Below are 25,681 nucleotides of genomic sequence, written 5' to 3' on the forward strand. Positions count from 1 at the left end.
GAACCCGTTAGCTGGCAGTGAGGTCATATGTAGTGAGGTGAATATATTGGAACTCGATAATCTTAAAGCTGCAGAAACAATGGATGAAGAACAGCTGAGGCGAATCATGAGCCTGTATGGCGAGGATATTTGGCATTATATCTATTATCTCACCGGCAATTCCGAACAGGCGGATGATCTGGCGCAGGAGGTATTCGTCAAATGCTATTACCGGATCGGGACCTACCGGGGAACTTCCTCACTGAAGGCGTGGCTGCTCACGATTGCGCGTAATACGGTGTTTTCCTACCGCAAATCACGTTTCTTCCGATCAGGCCTGTGGGGCGGAGTTCAAACCCTGAGTCCTTCCGGCTCCGGCAATGAAGGGTTCGTGCTGGAACAGACCGGCATTACCCGTTCGGCGGAGATGGAGTATCTCGGCAACCGCCATATCGACGACATTTGGAGCATTATTATGAAGCTGCCGGATAAATTCCGTGAAGTGCTGGTGCTCGATTTAAGAGCGGAGCTGTCGGTAAAAGAAATTGCCGAGCTGACCCGGTTATCTCCGGGAACCGTCAAATCCAGACTGCACCGTGCGCGGCGTAAAGTCCAGGAAAGTATAAGGGGGTTGGAGTGATGCGGGAACGGGAGCCTGAGTGGTATGAACGGGCTAGAAAAGGGCCATTCGAAGAGGCGAAATTTACGGAGGTGCATGCCGATAAGGTTATGCGCCGGGTGAAGGAAGGCGAGCCGCACCAGGAACGGAAAGGATTTAAATTCCGTGCGGGCATAGCCGCTGCCGGAGTCCTGCTGCTTGTGGGAGCAGGGGTGTTTTACCTGGGAACCGGACCTTTTGGCGAAGGAAACACCGCCGGTCCTTCCTATCAGCATGAAGAAACCGCTGACGTTACGGAGGCCGGGATGATCAAGACGGCAGAGAAGACGATGCAGGAGCAGCTTGGCAAGAAGCTGCCCTTCGAGAGCATAGAGCCGCAGGTAGGAGCAGATCAGGTCCGCATTATTTTTAAGGACGGCGACTATTACGCCAATATCTGGGTCAGCACGGAGACAGGGCAAGTGATGATGTACAGTATGAGCGCTATATTTGCTGCTGAAGAAATTGATGACGATATGCTGGGCAAGGCCAAGGAGAAACTGCGGGAACTGGGTTATAAGGGCGAGTTCAAAGCGGATGGGTTGACACGGTTTGTGGATTACGGGCGTGTCCCTAATCAGGCTGCGCAGGTGAGCGAGAACCTGTTCTCGGAAGAGGCACAGATTGGTTATGTGAACGGGAAATATGACCGGGCTTACTTTGCGGTAGGCCAGAATGAGATCGCGGATAAAATGAAACAGGCCGGGCTGCATGCGCTTGGTTTGTTTAGAAGCGGCGGCACGGATAAGCTGAGTAAGGCTTCCCGTTACACCGGAGAGGGAGTGGACGATGAAATCACTTTATTTTATGGCCCGGATGTATCTTTTCCCTCATTTGTTATAACTTTCAATGATGCTACGCAAGAAGTCGTGGAAGTCTCTGATTCATCCTTGTTCATAGCCAAGTCATCTGATCTCAAGAAGCTCGCCGAACAGGACCGGAAGCTGCTGGACATGGAGAATTCCAAGCTGCAGAGTGCGGCTGCGGCTATTGCAGATGGAATATTCGGTATTCGGCTGGAGGACTACACGCTGGTTAAGAATCAATCGAGGCCAGGGATCATTACCTTTGAGAGCGGGGGAACGGCACCGGCAATCGAGGCCTCCTATAATGTTGCGGGTGTCATGCACAGCTTTAAGGTGAAGCGGGAGATGAATCCTTAATAAGGGTGGAATTCAATATATTATGAAGAGGGATGTGTGCCTGCATGAGGCCGCATCCCTCTTTGATATACATAACAAGTATTGCTATACTAGAGAAATCTGATATTTTACTGAAAATAAGAGTGGAATTTACAAAAGAGATTACGGGTGAATAAGGAGAACTAATGAGCGAGAACAAAATTGGGCTGGTGCATGCCCATTTCTTTATTGTGGCCGGATTGATCTGGCTGAAGCTGCTGCTGCTGAGAATAAATTTTTTCGACCGGATTTCCTGGGAATGGATTGCGGCGGATATTGCTCCGGTTCTGCTGATTATGGGGATTCTGGCGCTGATTGTACCGGGACGGATGAAGACGGCGGTCTACTGGAGCTTTAACGGAATATTGTCGCTGCTGCTGTTTGCGTCCAGTGTCTATTTTAACCATTTCGGGTCGGTTCCGACCTATTTGGCTTTCTATGAGCTAAATCAGGTTTTTGCGGTAAAAGAGAGCGTGGAATCGACAATCGAGTACATTGATTACCTGTTTTTTGCCGATATTGTGATCATGATTCTGTACGCCTTGATTCGCAGATGGCGGAGAGGTACAGCTTATCCGGTGCGGAGCTGGCGGTCTCCCCGTGGGCGGAGAGCCCAACTGATCGTCATTCTTGCCGCCATTATAGGCGGTGCTTCGCTGTCGGTCTACTCCGTACATGCGGCAAAGGGAATTACCAACGAGCTGGTTCAGGCGGAGAGCGCCGGATTTCTGAATTACGAAGTGGTGGCTGCGATCAAAGCCCAGGAGGATAATGGCCTGATTGGAACCGGAGATATCAAGGATACCATTGCCAAAGTAACGGAACTTCAATCTTCTTATCCATACAGTGATAAGGCCCCGGGGACGGTGCCGGATTTGTTCGGCTCGCAAAAGGGGGAAAATGTAATTGTCATCCAGATGGAAGCCTTTCAGAATTTTCCGCTGCATCAGTCGCTGGACGGTCAGGAATTAACGCCGGTGCTGAACCGCTTAGCGGGAGAGGGCTTTTATTTTCCGCATGTCTATCAGCAGATTGGTCCGGGCAATACCTCGGACGCTGAATTTATGAGCAATACCTCGATCTATCCGATAGGCACGCTGGCGATGTCAACGGGCTTCGGAGACCGGGAGCTGCCGAGTCTGCCCCGTCTTTTGCGGGATAAAGGCTACGAAGCTTACACCTTTCATGTGAACAAGGTGGGGTTCTGGAACCGCAATCAGCTGTATCCGGCGCTGGGCTTTAACGGCTATTATGATAAGGGCCATTATACCAATGATCATTTCAATGCTTTCGGCGCTTCCGATGAGCAGCTGTATATTACAGCGGTTGATGAGCTGGCGAAGCTGCAGCAGAAAGGAACACCCTTTTATGCTCAACTGGTAACCGCCTCCAGCCACCACCCGTTCAAGATCCCTGATGCTGCCAAAAGAATAACGCTGCCGGAGGATTTGCAGGATACCATGCTGGGCGATTATTTAACGGCAATCAATTACACTGACTATGCCATCGGGACGCTGATTGAAGGACTGAAGCAAAGCGGGCTGTGGGAGAACACCGTGCTGATGCTGTACGGCGATCACTTTGGACTGCAGCCTAAGGATGTGCCGCCGGAGCAGGTGGAAGCTGCGCTGGGAACGAAATATGATTCGCGGGTCAGCCGATTCAACATCCCGCTTATTATTCATGTTCCGGGCATGGAGCAGGGGCGGGTCGTGGACCGGACCGGAGGCCAAATGGATTTCGTTCCGACTCTGGCCAATTTGCTGGGGATTCCGCTGAAAGAAGAAGGTTATACGGCGTTCGGGCAGGATCTGCTTAATGTTGACCACAATGTAGTGGGCATGCGTTACTATCTCCCTACGGGTTCCTTTTTTAATGATGAAATTATGTTCGTGCCGGGTAAAGGCTTCGAAGACGGTGAAGCCGTTTCGCTGGATACGCTGGAGCCTGTGAAGGATTTCAGTTCATACAAACAAGACTATGACTATATTCTGAAGCTGATGGGCCTGTCTGATGAATATGTGAAGCTGCTTCCGCAGCGCTAGGGGGAGACTATGAAAAGACTATTGAAGGCAGAGGTACTGGCGGCTCTTGCCGGGGGCGGGCTGATTATTTATCTGCTGTTCCTGAAGCCGTTCGTCGGAGTTGCCGACAATGGCGACTTTCTGCGTATGATGAATACGATCGGCTTGAATTACTATGAGGCTGTGGAAGATTATGCTGACCGCTTTTTCAGCTTCAGCCATTCCAGATTTTCTTATGATAATCTGTTTCGGGGGTTTTATCCTTCGTCGCAAATTTTTCTGGTGCTGGTGCCAAGGCTCATTTCCGGCCTTTTCCACGGCAGCTATTTCGATATTCGCCTGCTGGGTGCCGTTTATGCCCTCCTGCTGCTGGCAGCCACCTGGCTGATTGTTAAGCTGGGCACAGGCCGTTCCTACATTACGGGACTGGTGCTGGGTGCGGGAATGCTGTTTGTTTTTTATGACATCGGGTATTTGGCTTATTTCAATTCGCTGTTCGGCGAACCCGTGTCGATGGTGTTTATGCTGCTTACATTTGCGCTGGGTCTGAGACTTGCCGGGCAGGAACAGCCTACCCCCAAAGGGCTGACGGTGTTCTTTATTGCCGTGCTGTTCCTGATCTGCTCCAAAATCCAAAACGCGCCGGTGGGTATAGCATTTGCGCTGATCTTCCTGCGGATGGCCGCACTCAAGGGATCAGGCAGCTGGAAAAAGCTGGCCCGGTGGTTTGCGGTAGCGGTATTTCTTGTGTCAGTCATTATGTATGTCGGGGCACCCAAGGAACTGAAGCATATCAATCTCTATCAAACGGTATTTTTCGGGATTCTGAATGAGTCGCCCGATGTGCGGGGGGATTTGCGCGATCTGGGGCTGCCGGAGCGGCTGGAGGTGCTGGCGGGTACGAATTATTTTCAGGGAGATACAGCCATCAAGCAGGATGATCCTTCACTGACGCCGGATTTCTATGACCGGATGTCCCATAAGGACGTGTTGTTCTTCTATTTAAAACATCCTTCCCGCTTGATAGACAATATGAAATACGCTGCTGAGAACAGCATGTCTATCCGCCCTTATTATCTAGGGAGCTATGAGAAGAGCGAGAATAAGCCGGCAGGTGCACTCGCCTATACTTACAGCGCTTGGAGTCAGTTTAAAAACAACCATATTCCGCATACCCTCGGTTTCCTCGTTTTGTTCTATCTGGTGTATTACGGCGGAGTGCTGTTCGAATATTTCCGTACCCGCGAATTACGCGGACGGATAGCCGGTGAGCTGATGATGCTGCTGGGCCTGATCGGGTTGTTCTCCTTTCTGGTACCGATCCTGGGCGACGGTCGTGCGGATATCGGCAAGCATTTATTCCTGTTCAATGTGTGCTTTGATATGATGGCCGTAGCTATGCTGGGCTGGGTGGTGCATAAGCTCGCAGGCGCAGGAAAATACTTTGCAGGCCAAAAACGTTAGGCGCTGAAAACTTACCCAACTTGGCCTTCTGCAGAGGAATTGACCCTTAACTGATTATGGAATACAATGTGTTTGGAACTTTAGTAAATAACAAGAAATCGGCTTGAAACAGCCTCATCCAATAAGGGGGCCGCTATGGGAAATGATGAACACAAGGATAGAATTGAACAGGCAAGACAGGAATTGAATAGAATGGCCATTGAGTATGGAATGAATGATTTAAGAGTGCTTCGCCAATCCGTAAAGCTGGATGCTCTTCTGAACGAGTATACCGATTGCCTCACGGACAAGGATGATCAGCTCTACTAGAGTATAATAGGAAGCAATTTTATAGATGAAGACACTTTAACGGCAGCCGTTAGGGTGTCTTTTTTTTATGTACAGGAAATTATGAGAGGTAAAGGTGCATTTGATTTCGCCGTATGAGGGCTAGATGGGGAAATGAGAGGTAGATGTGCACTTGAAATCACGCAAGCGGTGTCACTTGGCAAAATGAGAGGGCGTGTACCACAATATGTGTCACGATAGGTCCAAGCTTTAAATAGCAAGCGTATTCACTATTGTGTAATTTTGTTCCGCTTAGTCTGCTTGGGGATACTCTTGGCACTGTGATAAGCCAGATAACGCCAGTTAGCCGTCGCCCAGCAGCTCGCGCAGCATGCCTTGACGGTCGTTCAGGAACGCCTTGGTTACAGTGTAATGTTCCGTATCCTCCAATGCAGCCTGCCGGATGCCTTCCTCTCCCAGGAGATAGATATCTGCGCCCGGATAAGACATCAGGATAGGTGAATGTGTGGCGATAATGAACTGCGAATGCTGCTGCACCAGCTCATGCATCCGCACCAGCAGCGACATCTGCCGTAGCGGGGACAGGGCAGCCTCCGGCTCGTCGAGAATGTAGAGGCCTTGGCCGCCAAAACGGTGAACAAAGGTGGAAAAAAAGGATTCGCCATGCGACTGCTCATGCAATGACTTGCCCCCGTAGGAATCCTTGATGAAGTTGCCTGCCTTAGGCTCTTCATCCAATTCGTCAATATAAGTCGCCACATTGTAATAACTCTCCGCACGCAGGAAGAAGCCGTCCTTTGGACGCCGTACCCCTTTGGCAATACGAAAGAATTCATACAGATGTGAATGTGAAGACCGGGTGTTAAATGAGAAGTTGAGTGTCCCGCCTTCCGGATTAAAGCCCCATGCCGCCGCAATTCCCTCCAGTAAGGTTGATTTTCCCGTTCCGTTCTCCCCTACCAGAAAAGTAACCTGCTTCTGAAACTCCAGACGATGGAGGTCGCGCACCGCCGGCAAATGAAACGGATAAGTCCGGAAGGAAGGAACCTTATCGCGAAGCAGCTCCGCATGGCGGACGTAGAGCATGGCATTATTCATAGTATTCATTCTCCCACTCTCCCTACTTACGAATGATATCTTGCACGCTCAATTGGCTTGTCTTCAGTGTAGCCTGAGTGGATAAATTCTGCAAAGGTTCGGGCAATCCGGGTGGATGACAGGGGGCATCAGCCAATTTCGCCGTAATACAGACAGGTGTCCATGAGGCGAACGCTGACTCCGCATATAGTTATATTGTCTTGAGAATATGACGGGGCAGGGTGAAAGCCGTGAAAGTTAAAAAGAGAACAGAGCGTCCGCAGGAATATAGGGACGGATATCAGGAGGGATACCGTCTTGGCTTGTGTGAAGCCGTGAAACGCCTGAATTCTCCGGAGGCAGAGCAGGAGTGCCGCCCGCTTAAGCTGATGTACGTACCCCAGGGATTTCAAGCCATAGACGCAGGTGTAACGGAGGCGCTTGGACAGCTGGTCAGTGAATTGGTCTTAAGCGATCCGGAAACCATGCTGGAAGTTGCGGCACGCGAAATGCCGGGAGCGGTACTTGTCATGAACGGGCTGCATGTGTTTCCCGAGAACCATTTGGAGCAAATTACCGAAATCAAAAAACTGGGTATTTCTACGGCAATCTGGTTTGTAGATGATCCTTATTTTACCAAAGACACTTCTGTTATCAGCCAGCATTACGACCATGTGTTTACGCATGAGCTGGGCTGTGTGGAATTCTACCGCTCACTTGGGGTGGCTTCTGTCCATTATCTTCCGCTCTGTGTGAATCCGCAAATGTTCTATCCGCGCCGCACCGATCCGCAATATCAATATGATGTGGTGTTTATCGGCAACGCCTTCCGCAACCGGACGGAGCTGTTTGATGGGCTGGCTCCTTTTCTGAAGGACAAAAAGGTGCTGATCGCCGGCGGGTTCTGGGAGCGTCTGACCCAGTTTGAGGAGCTCTCGCCTTTCATTAAGGACGGATTTATTCCGCCTGAGGAGACAGCGAATTACTACAGCGGGTCAAAGCTGGTCATCAACATTCACCGTCCATGGGAGGGGGGACAGGATAACCGGAATTCCTTTCAATTGCCGTCCCGTTCCATCAATCCTAGGACCTATGAAATCAGTGCTTGCGGAACAATGCAGCTGACCGATATCCGTGAAGATCTGGACCGCTTCTACCGGCCGGGGTTTGACATGGAGACCTTTGGCTCTGCTGAAGAGCTGCAGCGCAAAATCGAATACTATTTGGTTCATGAGAAGGAGCGCCGCCTGATTGCATTGCGGGGGCTGCAAACGACATTGCGCAACCATACGTTTATGGCGCGTTTGCCTCAATTATTGAATGTTCTTACAGCACAAGTGTGAATTCCAAAATGGGATGAAGGAGCGAATACTCATGAAGACTGAATTTATTATGCCCGCACCGCCTATGCCGCGGACGCCTGCGGAGGAAGAAAAGCTGCGCGGACGGTTGACCGGCTTCAAGGTAGGATATGACGAGGGCTATCTGCGGGGAAGACTCGCCATTCTGGACGGCCGTCCGGAACAGCTGCTTCCGGTCCGCAATATTCATGTCATGTACGTAGCCTCGGGTAAAGGCTATCCGTATTCGCCGCTGGACGATGCGGTTCTTTACGCCTTGCAGAAATTAACCGTAAAGGTCACGGTTACCGATGTGCGCCAGGATCTTATTGAGCTCGCCACGGCGCAGTGCCCCGATCTGATGCTGGTGCTGGACGGCCTTGATTTGCCGCTGGAGCAACTCTCCGTCCTGCGGAGCAGAGGCATCAAGACGGCGATCTGGCTGACCGATGATCCGTATTATACCGATTTCACCATGAAAATTGTGACGCATTACGACTACGTGTTCACCCTGGAGCGCAATTGCGTGGAAATCTACCGTGGCCTCGGCTGCACAGAAGTACATTACCTGCCCTTTGCCGCCCACAGGGAGCACTATCGTCCGACGACAGGGCGTTCTCAGGTATGCCGGGATATCAGCTTCATCGGCTCCGCTTACTGGAACCGGATTGAGTTCTTCCGCAATATTATGCCGGAGCTGATGAGCTATAACACTGTGATCAACGGCATCTGGTGGGATCGTCTGCCTGAAGCTCCGCTCTATGGAGAGCGCATTGAAGTCGGAAAGTGGATGTCGCCGCAGGAGACAGCCACCACGTACAGCGGCTCTAAAATTGTCATTAACCTTCACCGTTCCCATGTGGACGAGGATGCCAACAACAATGCGCTGGTTATTCCCGCGGCTTCGCCTAACCCGCGCACCTTCGAGATCGCGGCCAGCGGCACTCTGCAGCTGAGTGATGCCAGAGATGATATGGGCTCCTTCTATAAGATCGGAGAAGAAATCGACACCTTCTCCAGCCCGCTGGAATTGATGGAAAAAGTCCACTATTACCTGACCCATGAAGAAGAGCGCCGGGAAATGGCCTTGCGCGCTTTTGAACGGACCCTGAAGGATCACACCTACACGAAACGCCTGAATCAGCTGTTGAACGTAATCTATGGCTAACCGATAAGGGGACAAAATACCAGGAAATGTGCGTATATCAGGGGACAGGTGTCGTGCCGGCATCTGTGCCCCCTCAATATACTGGTGAAGTAACCTGACCTTGGCGTTTGCCTGCAAAGTGCGCTTCTCCAAGTGACTCAGTGCTTTCGAAGCGAGTTTTACATGAAGAACTGTCCCGTAGCTAATGCTTCGTAAAACTTTTAGGGAGGTGAATGGTCGCTCGAGGCCTCTTGCCAAGGAGCGCCGAAACACCATGGCCGACAAAGCTACAATCGTCCTCTTTTCCCATGTTTCCAATACGCGCAGTATTACGGGTGCGGAGAAGCTGCTGCTGTTCTTCGGCCGGGAGCTGTCTCCATACTTTAACTGTATTCTCGTAGCGCCCCAGGACGGCAAGCTGACGCGCCAGGCCCGCAGCTTCGGCCTGAATGTAGAGCTGCTGTCGATTCCTCTCGTCTACGGAATGTACACTCCTTATGCCGGACTGGAAGCGGATATCCGCAAATTTCAGGAAAGCCGGGAATATCAAGAAATGACAGACTGGCTGGCTGGTCTGCGTCCGGCATTTATTATCTCCAGCACTTGTGTGCATGCTTTGCCGGCAATGGCGGCGAAGTCGCTTGGCATCCCGGTGGTCTGGAAGATTTCCGAGACGATTACGGACAATGAGTTCACCCCGATCAGTGTAGACCTGATCCACAGGAACAGCGATGAAATTCTGGCAATTTCGCATACGGCTGCGGCCTGTTTCCCGGCGGATATCCGCGAAGGCAAGGTAACTCAGCTCCCGCCGTCCTGGAATGATAAAGATTTGATGATGGAAGCCTGGAGCAAGCTCCGGGGGGAACGGCGGAGTGAGCTCAAGGTGTCTCCGGATGAACCGCTGATCGGATATATTTCCTCCTTCATCAACAAGGAGAAAGGGCTGGAGCATTTCGTCAAAATGGCCGTCCTTGTCAGTGAGCAGTATCCGAAGGCGAAGTATCTCGTCATTGGTACTCCCGGAGACAAAAACTACTATGACCGCTGTGTGCGCAAGGTGAAGCTGGAGGGACTGACCTCCCGGTTCAAGTTCGCGGGATATGAAGAATGTCTGCCTTCGGCCTATTGCGCAATGGATCTGCTGGTTGTTCCCAGCCTGATCCGTGAGGGTTTCGGCATGACCGCCCTGGAGGGAATGGCCTTCGGCAAACCGGTGGTCGCCTATGATTCCGGCGGGCTGCAGGAGATTCTGCACATGGCCGGCTGCGGCAACCAACTCGCTCCGGTGGAGGATATCGAGGCGTTGGCTGACCGGGTAAAGGTGCTGCTGGCGGAGCCGGGACTAGCGGCAGCCATCGGCAGCCAGTCGCGGGAACGCGTTGATGCCGTATACGGCCCGGCGGCCTACAGGGCACGGTTGCTGGGGCTGGCGGAGCGCTGGCAGCTCCGTTACTGCACGGCAGCGGTGGTAGAGCTGCCAATCTGCAGTGAGCCCGCCGAGCCGCTCTCCGGCGGTGCGCCTGTGCAACTGCCCGTAAGCGAAGCGCCGGGCAGCAGCGAACCCGTGGCGGCGGCGGAACCACCGCCACCACCGCCACCCCCGCCACCGCCGCCGGAGCAGTCGCCGCCGGAGCAGTCGCCGCCGGGCAAGGGCCACTCGCGCCGCGCAACACGGCTGCGCAGAGCGAGGCTCCGGCGCGGCAAGCTGCGCCGCGCCAAAGCCCGGGCGCGCCGCAGCGGGCGCCCGGGCCGCAAGCGGCGCACGGCGCGGCCGGCACGCCGGAAGGGCAGCGGCGGCAAATCCCGCCGCACAGGCAGCCGCGCACGCCGGCGTGGGAAGAGNTGCGCCGCGCCAAAGCCCGGGCGCGCCGCAGCGGGCGCCCGGGCCGCAAGCGGCGCACGGCGCGGCCGGCACGCCGGAAGGGCAGCGGCGGCAAATCCCGCCGCACAGGCAGCCGCGCACGCCGGCGTGGGAAGAGCCGCCGCAAAGCGGCGTGAACACTGCGGGTGCACCTCCCCGCAGTGTGTGAAATACAGCAAGTTATACTCAAACAAGGTAGGGGAGTGAACCCATGAAGATCATGACGATTTTGGGCACACGGCCCGAAATCATCCGCCTCAGCGTCATCATTCCGCTGCTCGATGAGCATGCGGAGCGGCATGTGCTGGTGCATACGGGACAGAACTTCACCGCCAGTCTCAGCGGGATATTCTTTGAAGAGCTGGGGCTGCGGGCACCGGATTATGTGCTGCAGGATAAGCAAGCCGGGCTTGGCGGGCAGCTTGCCGCCATGTTCGGAAGCCTGGAAAGCATTCTGCTCAAAGAACAGCCGGACCGGGTGCTGCTGCTCGGAGATACCAACAGTGCGCTGTGTGCAATTCTCGCGGAGCGCATGGGTATCCCGGTCGTGCATATGGAGGCGGGGAACCGCTGTTACGATTTGAAAGTGCCGGAGGAGAAAAACCGCCGTGTCATAGATGCTGTTTCGACCATTAATATGCCATATACGCAGCAGAGCAAACGGCATCTGCTGAGTGAAGGTTTCCCCAGCCAGCGTATCGTATTAACCGGCAATCCGATCCACGAGGTCATTACACATTATGAAGAGCAAATTAGAGCCAGCGATATTCTGGCCCGGCTGAATCTTACGGCAGGCCATTATTTTCTAGTCACTGCCCATCGCGCCGAGAATGTCGATGATCCCGAATCACTGCTGCAAATTATGTCCGGCCTGTGCCTTGTGGCTGAACATTTTGGAATCCGCCTGATCTGCAGTATCCATCCCCGCACACGCTCCAAGCTGACGGAGCAATTCCCGCTAAAGATGAACCCTCTTGTGGAATTCCATGATCCTTTCGGATTTTTCGATTTTGTCCATTTGGAGCGTTATGCCCTCTGTGCAATTACCGACAGTGGAACCGTCCAAGAGGAGTGCTGCCTGATGGGAGTGCCGACCGTAACGATCCGCAGGACGACAGAACGTCCGGAGACGGTAGATTGCGGCAGTAATGTAGTGTCGGGAGTAGAGCAGAACAGCATTCTGCGCTGTACCCGGTTGATGACGTCGCTGAGTCCGGAATGGGAGGCACCGGAAGGCTACATGACACCGGATGTCTCGGCAAAGGTAGTTAAATTTTTGCTTGGAGGGAACCTGCATGTTCAATAATAAACGGATTATGGTCACAGGCGGAACCGGTTCCTGGGGGCATGAACTCATCCGGCAGCTTCTGCCGCAAAATCCTAAGGAGATCGTAATTTTCTCCCGCAGCGAGTCAGCCCAGGTGTCGATGAGCCGCGAATATGAGGATAGCCGCCTCACCTTCATCATCGGCGATATCCGTGACAAAGATGCTCTTGTGGCCGCATGCCGCGGCGTGGATTATGTGTTCCATCTTGCGGCGCTGAAGCATGTTCCGGTGTGCGAAGATCAGCCGTATGAAGCGCTCAAGACGAATGTCGTCGGCACCCAGAACGTCATTGAAGCAGCTATTGCCAATAATGTAGAAAAAGCGATTTATATCTCCACCGATAAAGCGGCTAATCCGTCTAACTTCTATGGCATGACCAAAGCGATCGGCGAAAAGCTGTTTGTGTATGCGAACCTGCTAGGCACAAGCACACGCTTTGTGACCGTACGCGGCGGCAATGTGCTGGGAACGAACGGCAGCGTGGTCCATCTGTTCATGAAGCAGATTAAGGATAAGGGTCAGGTGCGCATTACAGATATGAAAATGACCCGCTTCTTCTTTACCCTGCGCGATGCAATCACCCTGCTGTTCAAAGCGTCCGAGGTCAGCATCGGCGGAGAAATCTTCGTCATGACGATGCCGACCTGCCGGATTGTCGATCTGGCTGAGGTGCTGATCGAAGACTCGGGAAGACGTGATGTAAGCATTGTTGAAACAGGTATCCGCCCCGGTGAGAAAATCCATGAAATCCTGATGAGCGACTTCGAGAGCTTGACCACCGTCGTTTACGATGAGCAGTATCTTGTTATTCTCCCTACGCTGGATATGCCGGAGCTGAAAGCCCACTACAGCAGCTATCCGCATGTTTCCTTCAACAGCTTTAGCTCGGAGAACAACCTGATGGACCAGGAGGAGATCAAGAATATCCTGATCCGGGGAGGTTTCCTCCAATGAAGCTGCTTATCCTCGGCGGAAACGGTATGGCGGGTCATATGCTGGCGGCGTATTTTCGCCGCCAGGGCAAACATCACGTCTTCCATACAACCCGGGATAAGAGTGATCTTGGCGGGCTGTATGTAGATGCCGACGATATCGCCGGCGTGGAGAAACTGGTCGAAATCGTCTCCCCCCACTGCGTTATCAATGCGCTGGGAGTACTGAATCAATTTGCCGAGCGTGACCGGATCGGTGCCTACCATGTGAACGGATTTCTTCCCCACCGGCTGCGCCGCGCGGCGGATGCCGTTCATGCCCGGCTGATCCACATCAGTACCGACTGCGTGTTCGAAGGAACACGCGGCCGTTACACGGAGGATGATACGCCTGACGGCACTTCTGTATATGCGATTACCAAGAGTCTCGGAGAGATCCGTGCGCCCGGCCATTTAACGATCCGCACCTCCATTATCGGACCGGAAATCCGCTCCGGCGGCATTGGCCTGATGGAGTGGTTTCTATCCCAGAAAGGGCCGGTCTCCGGCTATGAACGGGTCATGTGGAATGGCGTGACGACACTCGAGCTGGCCAAGGCGGTGGATGGCTTGCTGGAATCAGAGGTATCCGGCCTGATTCATCTGGCCCATCCCCAACCGGTCAGTAAATATGAACTGCTCCGGCATCTGCAGTATGCATTTCATAAGGAAGATGTTGAGATCATTCCCGAAGATGTGCATATTCAGGACCGTACACTGGTAAACACAAGAGCTGATGTCCAGATCCAGTTGCCTTCCTATCCGGAAATGCTGGCAGAGCTGGCTGATTGGATGCAACGCTCAGAGATGTCCACATGAAGGGGCGGAAGCTGCTGATTACCGGAGCCGCCGGTTTTACCGGCCGGCACGCCGTTGCCTATTTCAGGGCTGGCGGAGCGGAAGTGACCGCTGTAGTGCGCCATCCGGCAGCGGAGTCCGCTGTTTTTCCGGAGGGGGTTCAGCAATATGTTTGCGATTTAAGCGACCGCAAGGCGGTCCATGCCATGATCGGGCAGGTCCGGCCAGACGACGTGCTGCATCTGGCAGGCAGAAATTCGGTACCGGAGTCGTGGCGGGATCCCCTGCTTTATATGGAAACGAATGTTATGGCAACCCTGTATCTGCTTGAGGCGCTGCGTGCCCAGCCGGCCAGCCGTATTCTGGTGGCCGGCTCCCGGCTCAAGTACAGACCCGGAACCGCTGTGGGTCCGCCGCATCCCTACAGCCTCAGCAAAACACTGGAGGAACTGGTATCGCTCGCCTGGGGAACTCTGTTCAAGCAGCCCGTGCTGCTGGCGGAGCCTTGCAACCTGATCGGCCCCGGCCCCTCCACCGGCTTCTGCTCCCTGCTTGCTCAGCATATTGTGCGGAGTGAAGCCGCCACGGGTACGGACGAAGAGATTCCGCCTTTCAGGCTTTCTTCACGGATTGAATTACGGGACTTTCTGGATGTGCGCGACGCCGTAAGGGCCTATGACTATATCCTGCGCAAGGGAGAGACAGGAAAGGTCTACCGGATCGATTCCGGGAAGCAGCGAACGCTGGGGGAGATCGCGGAGAAGCTGCTGGCTCATGCCGCGGTACCGGTTGGAATGGACTGGGGTCCGGAAGCTGGGATTCCTGCGGAAGCAGACTCCGGAGTGTTGCCCGGTTCGGTCACGCAACCTGAAACATCTGAAGACAATGTAACTGCACTCGGCTGGAGTGCGGCAATCCAGCTTGAGCAGTCGCTTGCAGATATTGTGGACTTTTATCGTGCCAGTAGGGAAGGAAGGATGTAATGACTCCAAAAGTATCGGTGATAATTCCTTTTTATAATTGTCCTTATATTGAACAGGCGCTGCAAAGCGCCTTGTCCCAATCCTGGCAGCCTTATGAGATCATCGTCGTCGATGACGGCTCCACAGCTCATATGGACCGGATTATGCCCTATCTGCCTAAGATTCATTATCTCGGCAAAAGCAATGGAGGCACCGCTTCCGCGCTGAATCACGGCATCAACTATGCTACAGGTGACTATGTCGTCTGGCTTAGCTCTGACGATATGTTCTACCGTGACAAGATCAACAATCAGGTTCTGTTCATGGAACAGAACCGTTTGCTTATCACTTACACGAACTTTAATTTTATCAACGGAGAATCACAACTGACCGAAATGAACGCGGCGGCGGTATTCTCGAATCACCTGGACTATCTACGCTGCTTTCTTCAGGGGAATCCGATAAACGGCTGTACGGTAATGTTTAAGCGGGAGCTGTTCGGCGCTATCGGTCTGTTTGATGAAGCACTGCCCTACACACATGATTATGATCTGTGGTTCCGGGCGATTCTGAACGGATATCCTCCGATTATGCTGAACCAGTCTTTAACGGCGTACCGCCGCCACAGCGGCATGGGAACCCTTAAGCATTATGATGTGATTATGGCTGAAGCAGCCGCGACCAATGCCCGTTATAACGGACTGCTCCGCGGTTTGATCACTTCTATGGGCGGTTAGGCTTAAGTCATTTATTAAAGGGAGGGGAAGCCTATGTACCGGGAAATTGCAGTGAAAGATTTCCTGCCGGTCTTGCTGGAGTATCTCAAGTTCTCCGAGAGCATTCTGGATATCGGCAGCGGCACCGGTACTCTGCTTGAACGCTATGAAGCTGCTCTGGTAGTCGGCCTGGACATTCACAGGCCTTATCTGCTGCACCGCAAATACACCTCGCCGCATATTATCCCGGTGCATGCCGATGCCAGCCATATTGATAAGCTCTTTCTGCCGGGCACGTTCTCGGCGGTGACACTAATTGATTCGCTGGAACATTTCTCCATGAAGGAAGGAATGGAGCTTCTCAAAAAAGCGGAGATGATCGCCACCAATCGTGTGGTGGTGTTCACTCCGCGCGGATTTTTTCCGCAGGAAGGGACAGATCATTTTCACCTGCAGGGAGAGTATTATCAAAAACACTGGAGCGGCTGGGAAGCGGAGGATTTCCTGAGGCTGGGTTACTCGGTAACCGTGCTTAAAGGCTATCACCATGCAGAGAATCCGGCCTTCCGGGAAGCGTTCGGAGAAGATCATGAACCGCTGGATGCCTTACTTGCCTGCAAGACAGTATAAATAATACTTCGGGAAGGAGGTGAGCGCATGAATCAGCATAAGTCCAAGGTTTCGGTGGTCATCCCCTTCTACAATTGCCCCTACGTAGATCTAGCGGTGGAAAGCGTGCTGGCCCAGAGCTACCCGGATATCGAAATTATCGTAGTGGATGACGGATCGTTGTTCCACACGGAGAAGCTGGCTCCTTACAGAGACAGAATTAAGTACTTTCACAAATCAAACGGTGGCACCGCATCTGCGCTCAACCTGGGTATCAAGGCGGCCAGCGGGTCTTATTTTGCTTGGTTAAGCGCTGACGATCTGTTTCATCCCGATAAAATCCGGCGGCAGATGGAGGCTTTGCGCAGCACAGGAACGTCATTTAACCATACCGCCTATTATTATATTAATGAACAAGGGGACCGTGTTTCTGAGGTCATAAAGGTCCCCTTTCCCGATAGAAGCCAGCTTATCGCGACCATGATGACGGGCTGTCCGGTTAACGGCAGTACTGTTCTGCTCGATATGGATATCTTCCGCACCGTGGGCATTTTTAATGAACGCTTTTTATACACACAGGATTATGACCTGTGGCTGCGTATATTGCCGCATTACCGCTGGTCTTACATTGAGGAGCCGCTGCTTGATTATCGTATACACAAGGAGATGGGCTCTGTGATTCACAGTGAAGCGCAGAACAAGGAGATTAAAATGGTGCAGGCGAAGCATCATAGATCTCTCTCGCAGCTGCTGAGAAAGGAGAGAGGGAAATGAGACTGACATTCCCGATTCTGACATTGTCCAGGGGCGGGGCGCAGCGTATGCTCGCAGAACTTACCAACCGTCTGGCAATCATCGGCCATGAAGTGATCATTCTTATGCCCAATCACGGCATTGTCGAATATGATATGAAGTGCAAGGTCCTCTACTCCAGCTTCAGCCAGCTGTCAGAGGACGATTTTCCTTATAGCGATGTCATAATTTCGAATTACTACACTACCGTGCCTGTGGCGCAGCGGGCCAGTGAACAAGGCAAGGGATTGCATATTCGCCTGGCGTTATGTTATGAACCGACTTTTCTGCCGGATAATAATCAGTCCTTCTCTTCCTATAATATTGCCCGCAATTTGTTTGTGCTGTCCCGGTGGCAGCAGGAGATTGTCCGGATTAATCATGGGATTAAAGGCAGGATCGTGCCGATTGGGGTGAATCCTGACTTTTATAATACACACAGGCGGAACACGCAAGGCAAGCTGGTAGTCTCTGCAATTATGCGCAAGCCGGAAGGGGGATTCTCCGGCCACCGGGAACAGGACTATCTGCTGCAGCAGCTCAATCTGGTCAAGGCGCATCATCCGGAGATTGAATTATATCTGATAACACCGCCGGGAGAATATGTCGCATCCGCTGCACTCCAGACTCTGCTCGCCGATGACCGTTATCATGTACGCACGCCTTCAAACGATACGGAACTGTGCTACCACTATAATGAAAGCGACATTTTTGTCAGCTCCAGCACGTACGATACCGGTTCATTGCCGGGTCTGGAAGCGATGCGCTGCGGCGCTGCATTAGTTACGGTTTATTCCGGGGGGAATCTCGAATACGGTGTCCACGGCCACAACTGTCTGATGTCCTACCGGCATGAAAACCGTCTGGCCGATGATATTATCACTTTAATCAGGGACAAAGAACTGCGCGAGCGCATTGCCCTGAAAGGAGAGAATGATTCACTGCGTTTCACCTGGGAGAAAAGCGTGCAAATCTTTCAGAATGAGATGTATGAGATCGTATCGAGGCTGGGTTGAGTATTTGTTCAAGACACACAAAGAACCTTCATTTCCACGGTCTTCCGGTGGTTTGAAGGTTCTTTTGGCGCCGGCCGCTAAAAGATGGAAAAGGAGTTGAGCATCTCACGAAAGGAATGGGCATAACTCTCGGAGCCGAAGCGTGAAATCATATGGAGCCTTCCCTGCTCGCGAATGTGGCTGCGGAGTGCAGGATTATCCATCAGCTCCAGGCCTTCACTGACAGCCTGCTCCACATTGCCAAGCGGATAAAATTTGCCGGAGTGGTTATGAACAATAAAAGACCGGACACCGTCCGAATCGGTGCTAAGTACAGGACAAGTGCAGCAGATGGCTTCGGCAACTGCATACCCGAATCCTTCTGTAATGGAGGTGGATAGCAGAAAGCCGCCGGAACCGGCAATGGAGGAATAATAAACGGGCATAATATGGTTGGGCATGTTGGTAAATACATTCAGCCGGTCATTTAGTCCTAAAGCGTGCAGTTCCTCATGGAACAGCTGCTTTTGCTCCTCGGAGGCAAGCTCCGGATCATGGAACATCCACAGATGCAGAGCGGGTTTGTGCAGGCGGATCTGATGGGCGATCTTCAAGTATTCGCTCCAATTCTTGTTGTTTTCAAGCCGGCCTACCCAGGCAATTACCGGATCGCAGGGAGGTTCACCGGGGATCGGCCGGAAGGACTGGACATCCACGATATTGGGGATTACATACCGGTGGAGCCAGGGACAGATAGAAATAAACAGCTCCAGCAAATGATCGGTAGGAGGTATAAGTACAGCGTTGCAGTGGGATCTCAGATAAGGTACGGCCTCTATAATCAAAATCTCCGCATCAGCCCGTTTTCCGAGCCCCTGGGCTTCGTATATCAGAATGCCTTCATAGCCTAGACAACGCAGACGTTCCATTAACAAATAATCCGATGTAACAATAATGGCGTCATAATGCTGAGTATCGAGTAATTCCTTGATTTCTTCATCCCGGGAAGTGATAAATACGGGAAAGTTTGTGATATTCTGGCTTGCAGACCCCGGCATGAGGTATAAAACATGGCATTCAATACCGCTGCGCTGCAGGCTTTCGCACCTTAGCTTGTTCAGTGTCTCCACCCCGCCGCTGGGTACATAAAACGTAAATAAAACCTTCATGCTCACCCCTCCTGACTTTACTTTGCGGAGAATCACGGCTCGCTTGTGAATACGGCCTACTGTTTATAAGATACGCGAATGTTTCCCCGCATGTGACGGTGCAGGGGAGAGAGTACCAAATCCTTTCAGGATAGCTTGAACCGGTGAAGGCCATGCTAACGATTGTTACGCTGTATACATCATAACTTAATGAGATGGAGGATGAGTTCATGTTGCGATCAAAGATCAGCATTTCAGTCTCTGCCGCGCTGCTTCTGGGGATGGTCAGTATTACAGGTTGCGGTGGCAATAACTCTGCAAATGGAACTAATGTTCAGACAAAAAGTGTACGGAAAATGAACGATGGCCGCATTAATACCAATTCTGTTCGGGGCAATGCCTTCGACAAAATGGAGATGAGCCAGGAGCTCGCCGACCGCATTGCGGCGATGCCGGAGGTACGCACGGCAAATGTAATGATTGCTGGAAAAAGCGCCTATGTCGCCGTAGCCTTAGACAGGGCTGATGGCGGAATGCATGTGAAAAGTACGGATAAAATACGTCCTTACAGCTATGGCGGCGGGCTCGGCAATAACACTTCCGGCATGCTGAACGGTCCGGGAATGACAGTGAACCCCGGAGAAGGCAGGGCAACTGGACCGATTATGGGCAATCGGGGAAGAGGAACAGTGACGGGCAATCCGGGCATGACAGGTACAGGAGGTTCGATGGCTGGTGTACCGAAAAGCCTGACCGGTACGGGTACTGTTGGAGGGATAGGTACAGCTAATCCCAAAGCTTACCCTGGCAACGGCAACAATGGTATTCTGTCCGGAAGCAATTGGGTCGATGGAACCCGGATGAAGCGCGATATTGATGATGGCATGGGGACGGGAATCGGGATCCGCAGCGTTGCTCCAAAAAACAGCAATAAAATGACTAACAATGAAGATGTTACCGAGGATATGAAGGACAAGATTGCTGCTGAGGTTAAGAAGTATAATCCGAGCATAGACAACGTCTACGTGTCAGCCAATCCGGACTTTGTGGAACGGGCCGGCTTTTATGCCCAAGAGGTACGTGCGGGCCATCCGCTCAAAGGATTTGCCAATGAATTCCGGACGATGGTCGAGCGCATCTTCCCAACACGCAGCGGATATTAATCCTGCCCTCGGCCTGAGCTAGTATGCCTGAGAAATAACGGGATTATTCCATCAGCGGGCCGTTACAATAAATGCAGCCATCCTACCGGCTTCCGGTCTGGATGGCTGCATTTCAGTTTATATGCCTGGCAGTACTTCTGCTCAGATAACCGGTGAATCGGTGGAGATTGTGCGTCCGCCGATCCATACACCGTTCAGTTCAAGATCATCATCCAGCAGCAGGATATCCGCGCGTTTTCCCGCTTCAAGCGAACCTATGAAACGCTGCATCCCCAGTGATATGGCTGGGGTAAGACTTGCGGCGTTGGAGGCTGCTTGAAGACTGAGTCCCACTTCCTGTACCAGATAGCGGAAACCGCGAATCATGGTTAGCGTGCTTCCGGCGAGCGCATCAGGGTTATCCTTCAGTGTGGCAATGCCTTCCCGTACGATTACCGGCAGGTCACCGATTGTATATTCACCGTCGCTGAGTCCGGTTGCCGACATGGCATCCGTGATGAGCATCAGATTGTTCCGGGTTTTGAGCCGGGAAAGTACATTAATCGCCGCAGCATGCACATGAATGCCGTCGGCAATAATCTCAGCACGTATCCGCTCGTCAAACAGTACGGCACCTGCTGTGCCCGGTTTGCGGTGATGCAGCGGAGTCATGGCATTGAACATATGCACCGCCTGGTTTAAGCCGGCGTCCGCAGCCGCAATAATCTCTTCGAAAGTAGCATTGGTATGTCCGAGAGCTGCTGTGATGCCATGCTTGCGCAACCAGAGAATCGCTTCCAGTGCGCCTTCACATTCCGGCGCCAGGGTAACCTGGCGGATCATTCCCGGATATTGCTTCTCCCACGCTTCTAGCCATGTGATATTTGCCGGGACAATATGCTCAGGATTTTGGGCCCCGGACCATTTTGGGCTGATGAACGGCCCTTCCAGATGCACTCCGGCCAATTGGGCGAATGGCATGCCGCCTTTGCGATAGTCAGCCACTTCGGACAATACACGGTCGATGTCTTCCTTGGCTGCGGTCATGGTGGTGGCCAGCATGGCGGTTGTTCCATGTGAAGCATGAAACCGGGTGATGATATCCAGCGATGCCTGATCCGAGTACATAAAATCGTAACCGGCACCGCCGTGCACATGTACATCAACGAATCCGGGGATCAGCAGCCCGCTCTTGTCTTGGGTGCCTGCGGGCCAGTGGGCGTAAGCTTCCGGCAGCCAGGCGGCTTCTCCTGCATATTGGATAACCTCTTCTGATACTGCGATTACGCCTTCTTCAATCAGGCCGGAGGGAGTCAGCACTTTTCCGTAGAGTAGCTCGCCTGGTGTTCTATTTATTTCAGCCATTTCGCAGCTCCTTCGTCCAGCAGAACGACCACATTGGGATGGCTCTGCAGCAGGGAGGCGGGACACTGTGTCGTGATCGGACCTTCCAGCGCGTTTTTAACTGCTTCTGCCTTCTCTTCTCCGCGCACCAGCAGCACGATTTGCCTTGCTTTGAGAATGCCGCCGATGCCCATCGTTACCGCCTGGCGGGGCACATCCTCAAGCCGGTCGAAGAAGCGGGCATTGGCTTCCAGTGTTTCTTCCAGCAGGTCGACGACATGCGTGCCGCTGCTAAGACTGGCATCCGGCTCATTGAACCCGATATGTCCGTTGCTGCCGATGCCCAGAATCTGCAGGTCCACCGGCCCGTTATCCTCGAGCATTTTGTCATAAGCGAGACATTCGGCAGCAAGATCCGCCGCATTTCCGTTAGGGACATGTGTCCGGGTAAGATCAATATCGACATGATTGAACAGATGTTCGTTCATGAAGCTGCGGTAGCTCTGGGGATGATCCACAGGCAGGCCCACATATTCATCCAGATTATAGGAAGAGGCTTTGGCGAAACTGACATTTCCCTTGCGGTGCATCTCTACCAGCTTGGCGTAGACGCCGACCGGTGAACTGCCGGTAGCTAGTCCCAGTACGGCTTTGGGAATGCTCTGCAGCAGGCTGGCAATCAGGTTCGCGCCGGTCTGGGCGAAATCTTCTTCATTGCGGAATTTTAAAATGTTCATTTGAATTAACCTCCCCGTTTATGACGGTAATGTTGGACATTCAGATAAGATTGCTCCAGCTTGGGAATGAAATCGCCAAACCGGGTGCTGACCATTCCGGTGAACAGGATGTCAATGATATGCAGCTGCGCAATCCGCGAAGCCATATCACCCCGCCGCATTCCCTGCTCCAGCGAGGAGGAGAACAGCGGGATATCTGCCAGGGTGGCCAGCGTGCTGCTGCCGTAAGAAGTCAGCGAGATCGTGGCCGCACCGCTGGCTCCGGCACAGCTTAAGGCGTCGATTGTTTCCGGGGTTTCCCCGGAATAGGAGACCGCAAACGCTACATCACCGGCAGAGAGCGAAGAAGCGGAAGTGATCTGCATATGTGAGTCGGCAAAAGCGGTGCAGTTCACTCCGATGCGGATCAGCTTCTGGTAGAAATCCTGTGCGACGATAGAGGAGGTGGCCATCCCGTAGAGATCAATCCGGCGTGCCCGGCACAATGCATCAATGGCTGTTTGCAGCCGCTCCAGATCGAGTAGTGAGGTGGTGTCCCGGATCGAAGTCAGGTGATTGGCCTGCATTGCTTCGACAATGACCGAAAGCGGATTGCCCGCGACAATATCCTGATAAGAGGAGCCGCCTTCCTGCGGCGAAGCATCACTATGGGCAATTTCTGAAGCCAGCTTAACCTTGAAATCGGGGAAGCCTTTGAAATGCAGCACCTTGCAAAACCTTGTAATTGTCGCAGGACTGACACCGCATTGCTCTGCCAGCTCCGTGATGCCCATATGGACGATCTCCGCTGGTGAGGCCAGAATACGTTCCGCCAGCTTGCGTTCCATTTGGGATAGCTTTTCCTTCTCGTGCTCCAGGACATGCAGGATAGGAGAAATAAGCTCCACCTTCTTTTCTTTGTGTGAATGAATGCAATCAGTTCAGTAACTGAAATTATTTTTATTATTATATCGGTTTATAAGAAAATTATTTTCATACTTAGAATAAAACAAATCCCCAAGCGATGCAAGGGGGAGATTCCTACAATTAGCCTCCTAAGTCTGAAGCAGTGCGGGAAGTTATGAAAAAACACAATAAAACATAAAAAAACCAGTCGGCTTCCTTGTTGAGAAGATGACTGGCCGGAAATTTGTAATGCTAAATGCTAAATGCTAAATGCTAAATGCTAACTGCCGTGTGGGTCTTGGGTCAGAAGATCAGATTGGAGGTGTAATCTGGTAAGTGTTACAGCTCCAAATTCAGTTAGCGGGAAAAGATAGCACTAAAAAGACATTAGACTGCATATGAGGAATTTAATGGGAAATTCGCCCGCTAATAACTCTCAAATCCAACTAACTGGGATATCTGTAAATATTAGCGGTAAGAATTCACGTAATTCAGTTGATAAGCAGTATTCGTTAAAAATTAACGTGCATATTTCCCGCTGTAATCACATTAAGTTTGTGGATACGCTGGAAAATACGCACAGTTGAGCAAGTCCAATGTAGTCAAAACAGCAAACATTATTTAATGCCGAATGGACACTTTTGTGCATCGGAATAGAGTTGTAAGGGCTATCTTGACGGTTACCGTATATTCTTCTGTAGTGAATACACAGATTACTTTTTGATGCTGAAAAAGATCTATTGTACAATCTGCAGTAAAAAGCGTCAGCATGGTTCCTTTATTTGTCCCGGTTGCTTAGTGTCAGCCCGCTGTCCTTGATTTGCCCGCAGACCTGCTGCGCAGCATTTCCCAGAGAATAAACGCCAGAATGAGCACTTGGGGCAGCAATGTCTCCCATGTTGGATACAACCCCAGCCAACCGACCGACGGCAGCCCATTCTCCACATGTGCCGGCAGTTTCCCGGCTACCTGTAAGGAGTGGATGCTCTCGCCGAGAAAGCGGAAGACCAGATAGTAGATCAGCACGGTTGCTGCGCGGAAGAAGGCAGCGATCGGCAGCTTGGCGCTTAGGGCAATAATGGCATACCCCAGAATGATCAGCACGACCAGCGCGCCTCCGATCCCTAGCAGCAGCTCTGAGGTTGCGATGGATGGTGCCATTCCTACATAGAATATGGTCGTTTCGGCCCCTTCACGCAGAACCGCCAGCGCAGCTACGAAGAATAAAGACCATAGGCTGCCTTTAGCCAGCGCACCGTCCACCTGCCGCCCGACATATTTATTCCATGCAGCGGCGTTCGATTTACTGTGCATCCAGCGGCCGATCGTGAGCATCATTACTACTGCCACAAGTCCGGTAATCCCTTCAATCAGCTCACGCGCGCTTCCGGAGGCTGCCTGCGAAATGGTGTAGGTTAGCAGAACAGCCAGGCCTATACTGCTGGCGAGACCTGCCGCAGCACCGGACCAGACCCAGCGCTGGGTCTTGGGGCCGCCGTCTCTTTTCACATAGGACAGCAAGGCGGAAAGTACGAGAATCGCTTCAAGGCCCTCGCGGAGCAGAATCAATGCGGCGTCCCAGGCCGTATAGGCTGTGTCACCGGCCAGCGGAGTCAGCTCCGCGAGCATCGTGTCCATGGTGGCCAGCGCCTGATTAAGCTTCGGCGGATCGGACAACAAATCACCGGTAACGGCTGCGCTCTCGTTCTCGATATTCGCATACACCTTGGGCGATGCGATCTGCACCTGTCCTTCGGCTGAAGGCCAGGCTGTAATAAACTGTTCCATGATTCCCGCCGCACCGGCACTGTCTCCGGATTCTGCTGCTGCTGAAGCTTTCTTCAGGTAGCTGATCAGCCCCTCGATCGAAGCAGGCTGCGCTGACACGTCTCCCGTGTCAACCGTCTTGCCTGCGCTGTAGTCGGCCAGCAGCGTATACAAAGCTTCGGCCTCCGCTTTTACCGCTTCTTCGCGGAGCGGCTCGGCCTGCAGCGCAACGCGCAGCAGGCTCATCTTCGTCTCCAGCAAGCCGTAGACGGCGGGATTGTCGGCCCGGATGCCGCGCTCCGCCGGCGTCCAGCCGTTCACGACGGCGCGATAGGCTTCCGCCGCCGACTTCCAGTCGGCGCTGCGCGCCGCAGCCCGCGTGCGCTCCGCCGCGGGCAACAGCTTCGCCGCCGCTTCGAGCCCGGCGGCGCTGGTGTCACCGCCGCCCGTGCCAGAGGCGGCGGT

Annotated in this window: 23 protein-coding genes; 17 read left to right on the top strand and 6 right to left on the bottom strand. The window is 52.8% G+C overall.

Features of this window, described 5'->3' with window-relative positions:
• Window positions 1-37: 37 nt before the first annotated feature.
• The 5 genes from ACAN56_RS26935 to ACAN56_RS26955 all read left to right on the top strand — a co-directional run bounded on the left by ACAN56_RS26935 (window position 38) and on the right by ACAN56_RS26955 (window position 5,615).
• Window positions 38-619: an RNA polymerase sigma factor gene (locus ACAN56_RS26935; RefSeq protein WP_379146646.1), complete on the top strand. Its 582-nt coding sequence runs from the start codon at window positions 38-40 to the stop codon at window positions 617-619.
• The gene (locus tag ACAN56_RS26940) at window positions 619-1,800 is read left to right on the top strand and encodes a hypothetical protein (protein ID WP_379146648.1); all 1,182 of its coding nucleotides are present in this window, start codon (window positions 619-621) and stop codon (window positions 1,798-1,800) included. The genes ACAN56_RS26935 and ACAN56_RS26940 overlap by 1 nt, the downstream gene beginning before the upstream one ends.
• A gap of 164 nt (window positions 1,801-1,964) precedes the next feature.
• Window positions 1,965-3,863 (top strand): LTA synthase family protein, encoded by a 1,899-nt coding sequence (locus ACAN56_RS26945; RefSeq protein ID WP_379146651.1) that lies wholly within the window; start codon window positions 1,965-1,967, stop codon window positions 3,861-3,863.
• A gap of 9 nt (window positions 3,864-3,872) precedes the next feature.
• Window positions 3,873-5,306, top strand: a complete 1,434-nt coding sequence (gene wsfD, locus ACAN56_RS26950; RefSeq protein WP_379146653.1) for a glycan biosynthesis hexose transferase WsfD — start codon at window positions 3,873-3,875, stop codon at window positions 5,304-5,306.
• 135 nt (window positions 5,307-5,441) lie between these two features.
• Entirely contained in the window at window positions 5,442-5,615 is a 174-nt protein-coding gene (locus ACAN56_RS26955; RefSeq protein ID WP_076110797.1) for an aspartyl-phosphate phosphatase Spo0E family protein, read from the top strand.
• Window positions 5,616-5,936: 321 nt separating this feature from the next.
• Here ACAN56_RS26955 and ACAN56_RS26960 read toward each other — a convergent pair whose 3' ends face one another.
• Window positions 5,937-6,701 (bottom strand): AAA family ATPase, encoded by a 765-nt coding sequence (locus ACAN56_RS26960; protein WP_379146655.1) that lies wholly within the window; start codon window positions 6,699-6,701, stop codon window positions 5,937-5,939.
• 212 nt (window positions 6,702-6,913) lie between these two features.
• Between ACAN56_RS26960 and ACAN56_RS26965 the strand changes: the two genes are divergently transcribed.
• The 11 genes from ACAN56_RS26965 (at window position 6,914) to ACAN56_RS27015 (ending at window position 18,214) form a co-directional block, all read left to right on the top strand.
• The gene (locus tag ACAN56_RS26965) at window positions 6,914-8,014 is read left to right on the top strand and encodes a CgeB family protein (protein ID WP_379146656.1); all 1,101 of its coding nucleotides are present in this window, start codon (window positions 6,914-6,916) and stop codon (window positions 8,012-8,014) included.
• Window positions 8,015-8,045: 31 nt separating this feature from the next.
• Window positions 8,046-9,179, top strand: coding sequence for a CgeB family protein (locus ACAN56_RS26970; protein WP_081965960.1), 1,134 nt, complete (start codon window positions 8,046-8,048; stop codon window positions 9,177-9,179).
• Between the two features lie 817 nt (window positions 9,180-9,996).
• A complete protein-coding gene (locus tag ACAN56_RS26975) occupies window positions 9,997-11,229 on the top strand; it encodes a glycosyltransferase family 4 protein (RefSeq protein ID WP_489685707.1) in 1,233 nt (410 codons plus the stop codon).
• Between the two features lie 4 nt (window positions 11,230-11,233).
• Window positions 11,234-12,328 carry a non-hydrolyzing UDP-N-acetylglucosamine 2-epimerase gene (gene wecB, locus ACAN56_RS26980; protein WP_038596003.1) on the top strand — a complete coding sequence of 365 codons (1,095 nt, stop codon included), beginning with the start codon at window positions 11,234-11,236 and terminating at the stop codon, window positions 12,326-12,328.
• Window positions 12,318-13,304: a polysaccharide biosynthesis protein gene (locus ACAN56_RS26985; protein ID WP_038596001.1), complete on the top strand. Its 987-nt coding sequence runs from the start codon at window positions 12,318-12,320 to the stop codon at window positions 13,302-13,304. Before wecB ends, ACAN56_RS26985 begins: the two co-directional genes overlap by 11 nt.
• Entirely contained in the window at window positions 13,301-14,140 is an 840-nt protein-coding gene (locus ACAN56_RS26990; protein WP_379146662.1) for a dTDP-4-dehydrorhamnose reductase family protein, read from the top strand. Before ACAN56_RS26985 ends, ACAN56_RS26990 begins: the two co-directional genes overlap by 4 nt.
• Window positions 14,137-15,102, top strand: a complete 966-nt coding sequence (locus ACAN56_RS26995; protein ID WP_379146664.1) for an NAD-dependent epimerase/dehydratase family protein — start codon at window positions 14,137-14,139, stop codon at window positions 15,100-15,102. The genes ACAN56_RS26990 and ACAN56_RS26995 overlap by 4 nt, the downstream gene beginning before the upstream one ends.
• The gene (locus ACAN56_RS27000) at window positions 15,102-15,818 is read left to right on the top strand and encodes a glycosyltransferase family 2 protein (RefSeq protein WP_379146666.1); all 717 of its coding nucleotides are present in this window, start codon (window positions 15,102-15,104) and stop codon (window positions 15,816-15,818) included. Before ACAN56_RS26995 ends, ACAN56_RS27000 begins: the two co-directional genes overlap by 1 nt.
• 33 nt (window positions 15,819-15,851) lie before the next feature.
• Entirely contained in the window at window positions 15,852-16,427 is a 576-nt protein-coding gene (locus ACAN56_RS27005) for a class I SAM-dependent methyltransferase (protein ID WP_076110790.1), read from the top strand.
• Window positions 16,428-16,454: 27 nt separating this feature from the next.
• Window positions 16,455-17,180, top strand: coding sequence for a glycosyltransferase family 2 protein (locus ACAN56_RS27010; protein WP_379146670.1), 726 nt, complete (start codon window positions 16,455-16,457; stop codon window positions 17,178-17,180).
• Window positions 17,177-18,214: a glycosyltransferase family 4 protein gene (locus ACAN56_RS27015; protein WP_038595987.1), complete on the top strand. Its 1,038-nt coding sequence runs from the start codon at window positions 17,177-17,179 to the stop codon at window positions 18,212-18,214. The genes ACAN56_RS27010 and ACAN56_RS27015 overlap by 4 nt, the downstream gene beginning before the upstream one ends.
• A gap of 77 nt (window positions 18,215-18,291) precedes the next feature.
• On the opposite strand, the gene ACAN56_RS27020 is transcribed toward ACAN56_RS27015, so the two are convergent.
• The gene (locus ACAN56_RS27020; protein WP_038595984.1) at window positions 18,292-19,362 is read right to left on the bottom strand and encodes a glycosyltransferase family 4 protein; all 1,071 of its coding nucleotides are present in this window, start codon (window positions 19,360-19,362) and stop codon (window positions 18,292-18,294) included.
• Window positions 19,363-19,571: 209 nt separating this feature from the next.
• Here ACAN56_RS27020 and ACAN56_RS27025 point away from each other — a divergent pair, with 209 nt between their 5' ends.
• Entirely contained in the window at window positions 19,572-20,504 is a 933-nt protein-coding gene (locus ACAN56_RS27025) for a YhcN/YlaJ family sporulation lipoprotein (RefSeq protein ID WP_038595983.1), read from the top strand.
• A 141-nt stretch (window positions 20,505-20,645) separates the two neighbouring features.
• On the opposite strand, the gene nagA is transcribed toward ACAN56_RS27025, so the two are convergent.
• From nagA to ACAN56_RS27045, 4 genes are all read right to left on the bottom strand, one after another.
• Entirely contained in the window at window positions 20,646-21,848 is a 1,203-nt protein-coding gene (gene nagA, locus ACAN56_RS27030; RefSeq protein WP_038595981.1) for an N-acetylglucosamine-6-phosphate deacetylase, read from the bottom strand.
• Window positions 21,836-22,564 carry a glucosamine-6-phosphate deaminase gene (gene nagB / locus ACAN56_RS27035; protein WP_379146675.1) on the bottom strand — a complete coding sequence of 243 codons (729 nt, stop codon included), beginning with the start codon at window positions 22,562-22,564 and terminating at the stop codon, window positions 21,836-21,838. Before nagB ends, nagA begins: the two co-directional genes overlap by 13 nt.
• Before the next feature lie 5 nt (window positions 22,565-22,569).
• Window positions 22,570-23,442 (bottom strand): MurR/RpiR family transcriptional regulator, encoded by an 873-nt coding sequence (locus tag ACAN56_RS27040; protein ID WP_379146684.1) that lies wholly within the window; start codon window positions 23,440-23,442, stop codon window positions 22,570-22,572.
• 808 nt (window positions 23,443-24,250) lie between these two features.
• The coding region (locus ACAN56_RS27045; RefSeq protein WP_379146677.1) for an FTR1 family iron permease at window positions 24,251-25,681 on the bottom strand (1,431 nt) is incomplete at its 5' end.

It is taken from the genome of Paenibacillus paludis (assembly GCF_042610515.1).
In the GTDB taxonomy this organism is placed as follows: Bacteria; Bacillota; Bacilli; order Paenibacillales; family Paenibacillaceae; genus Paenibacillus_AQ.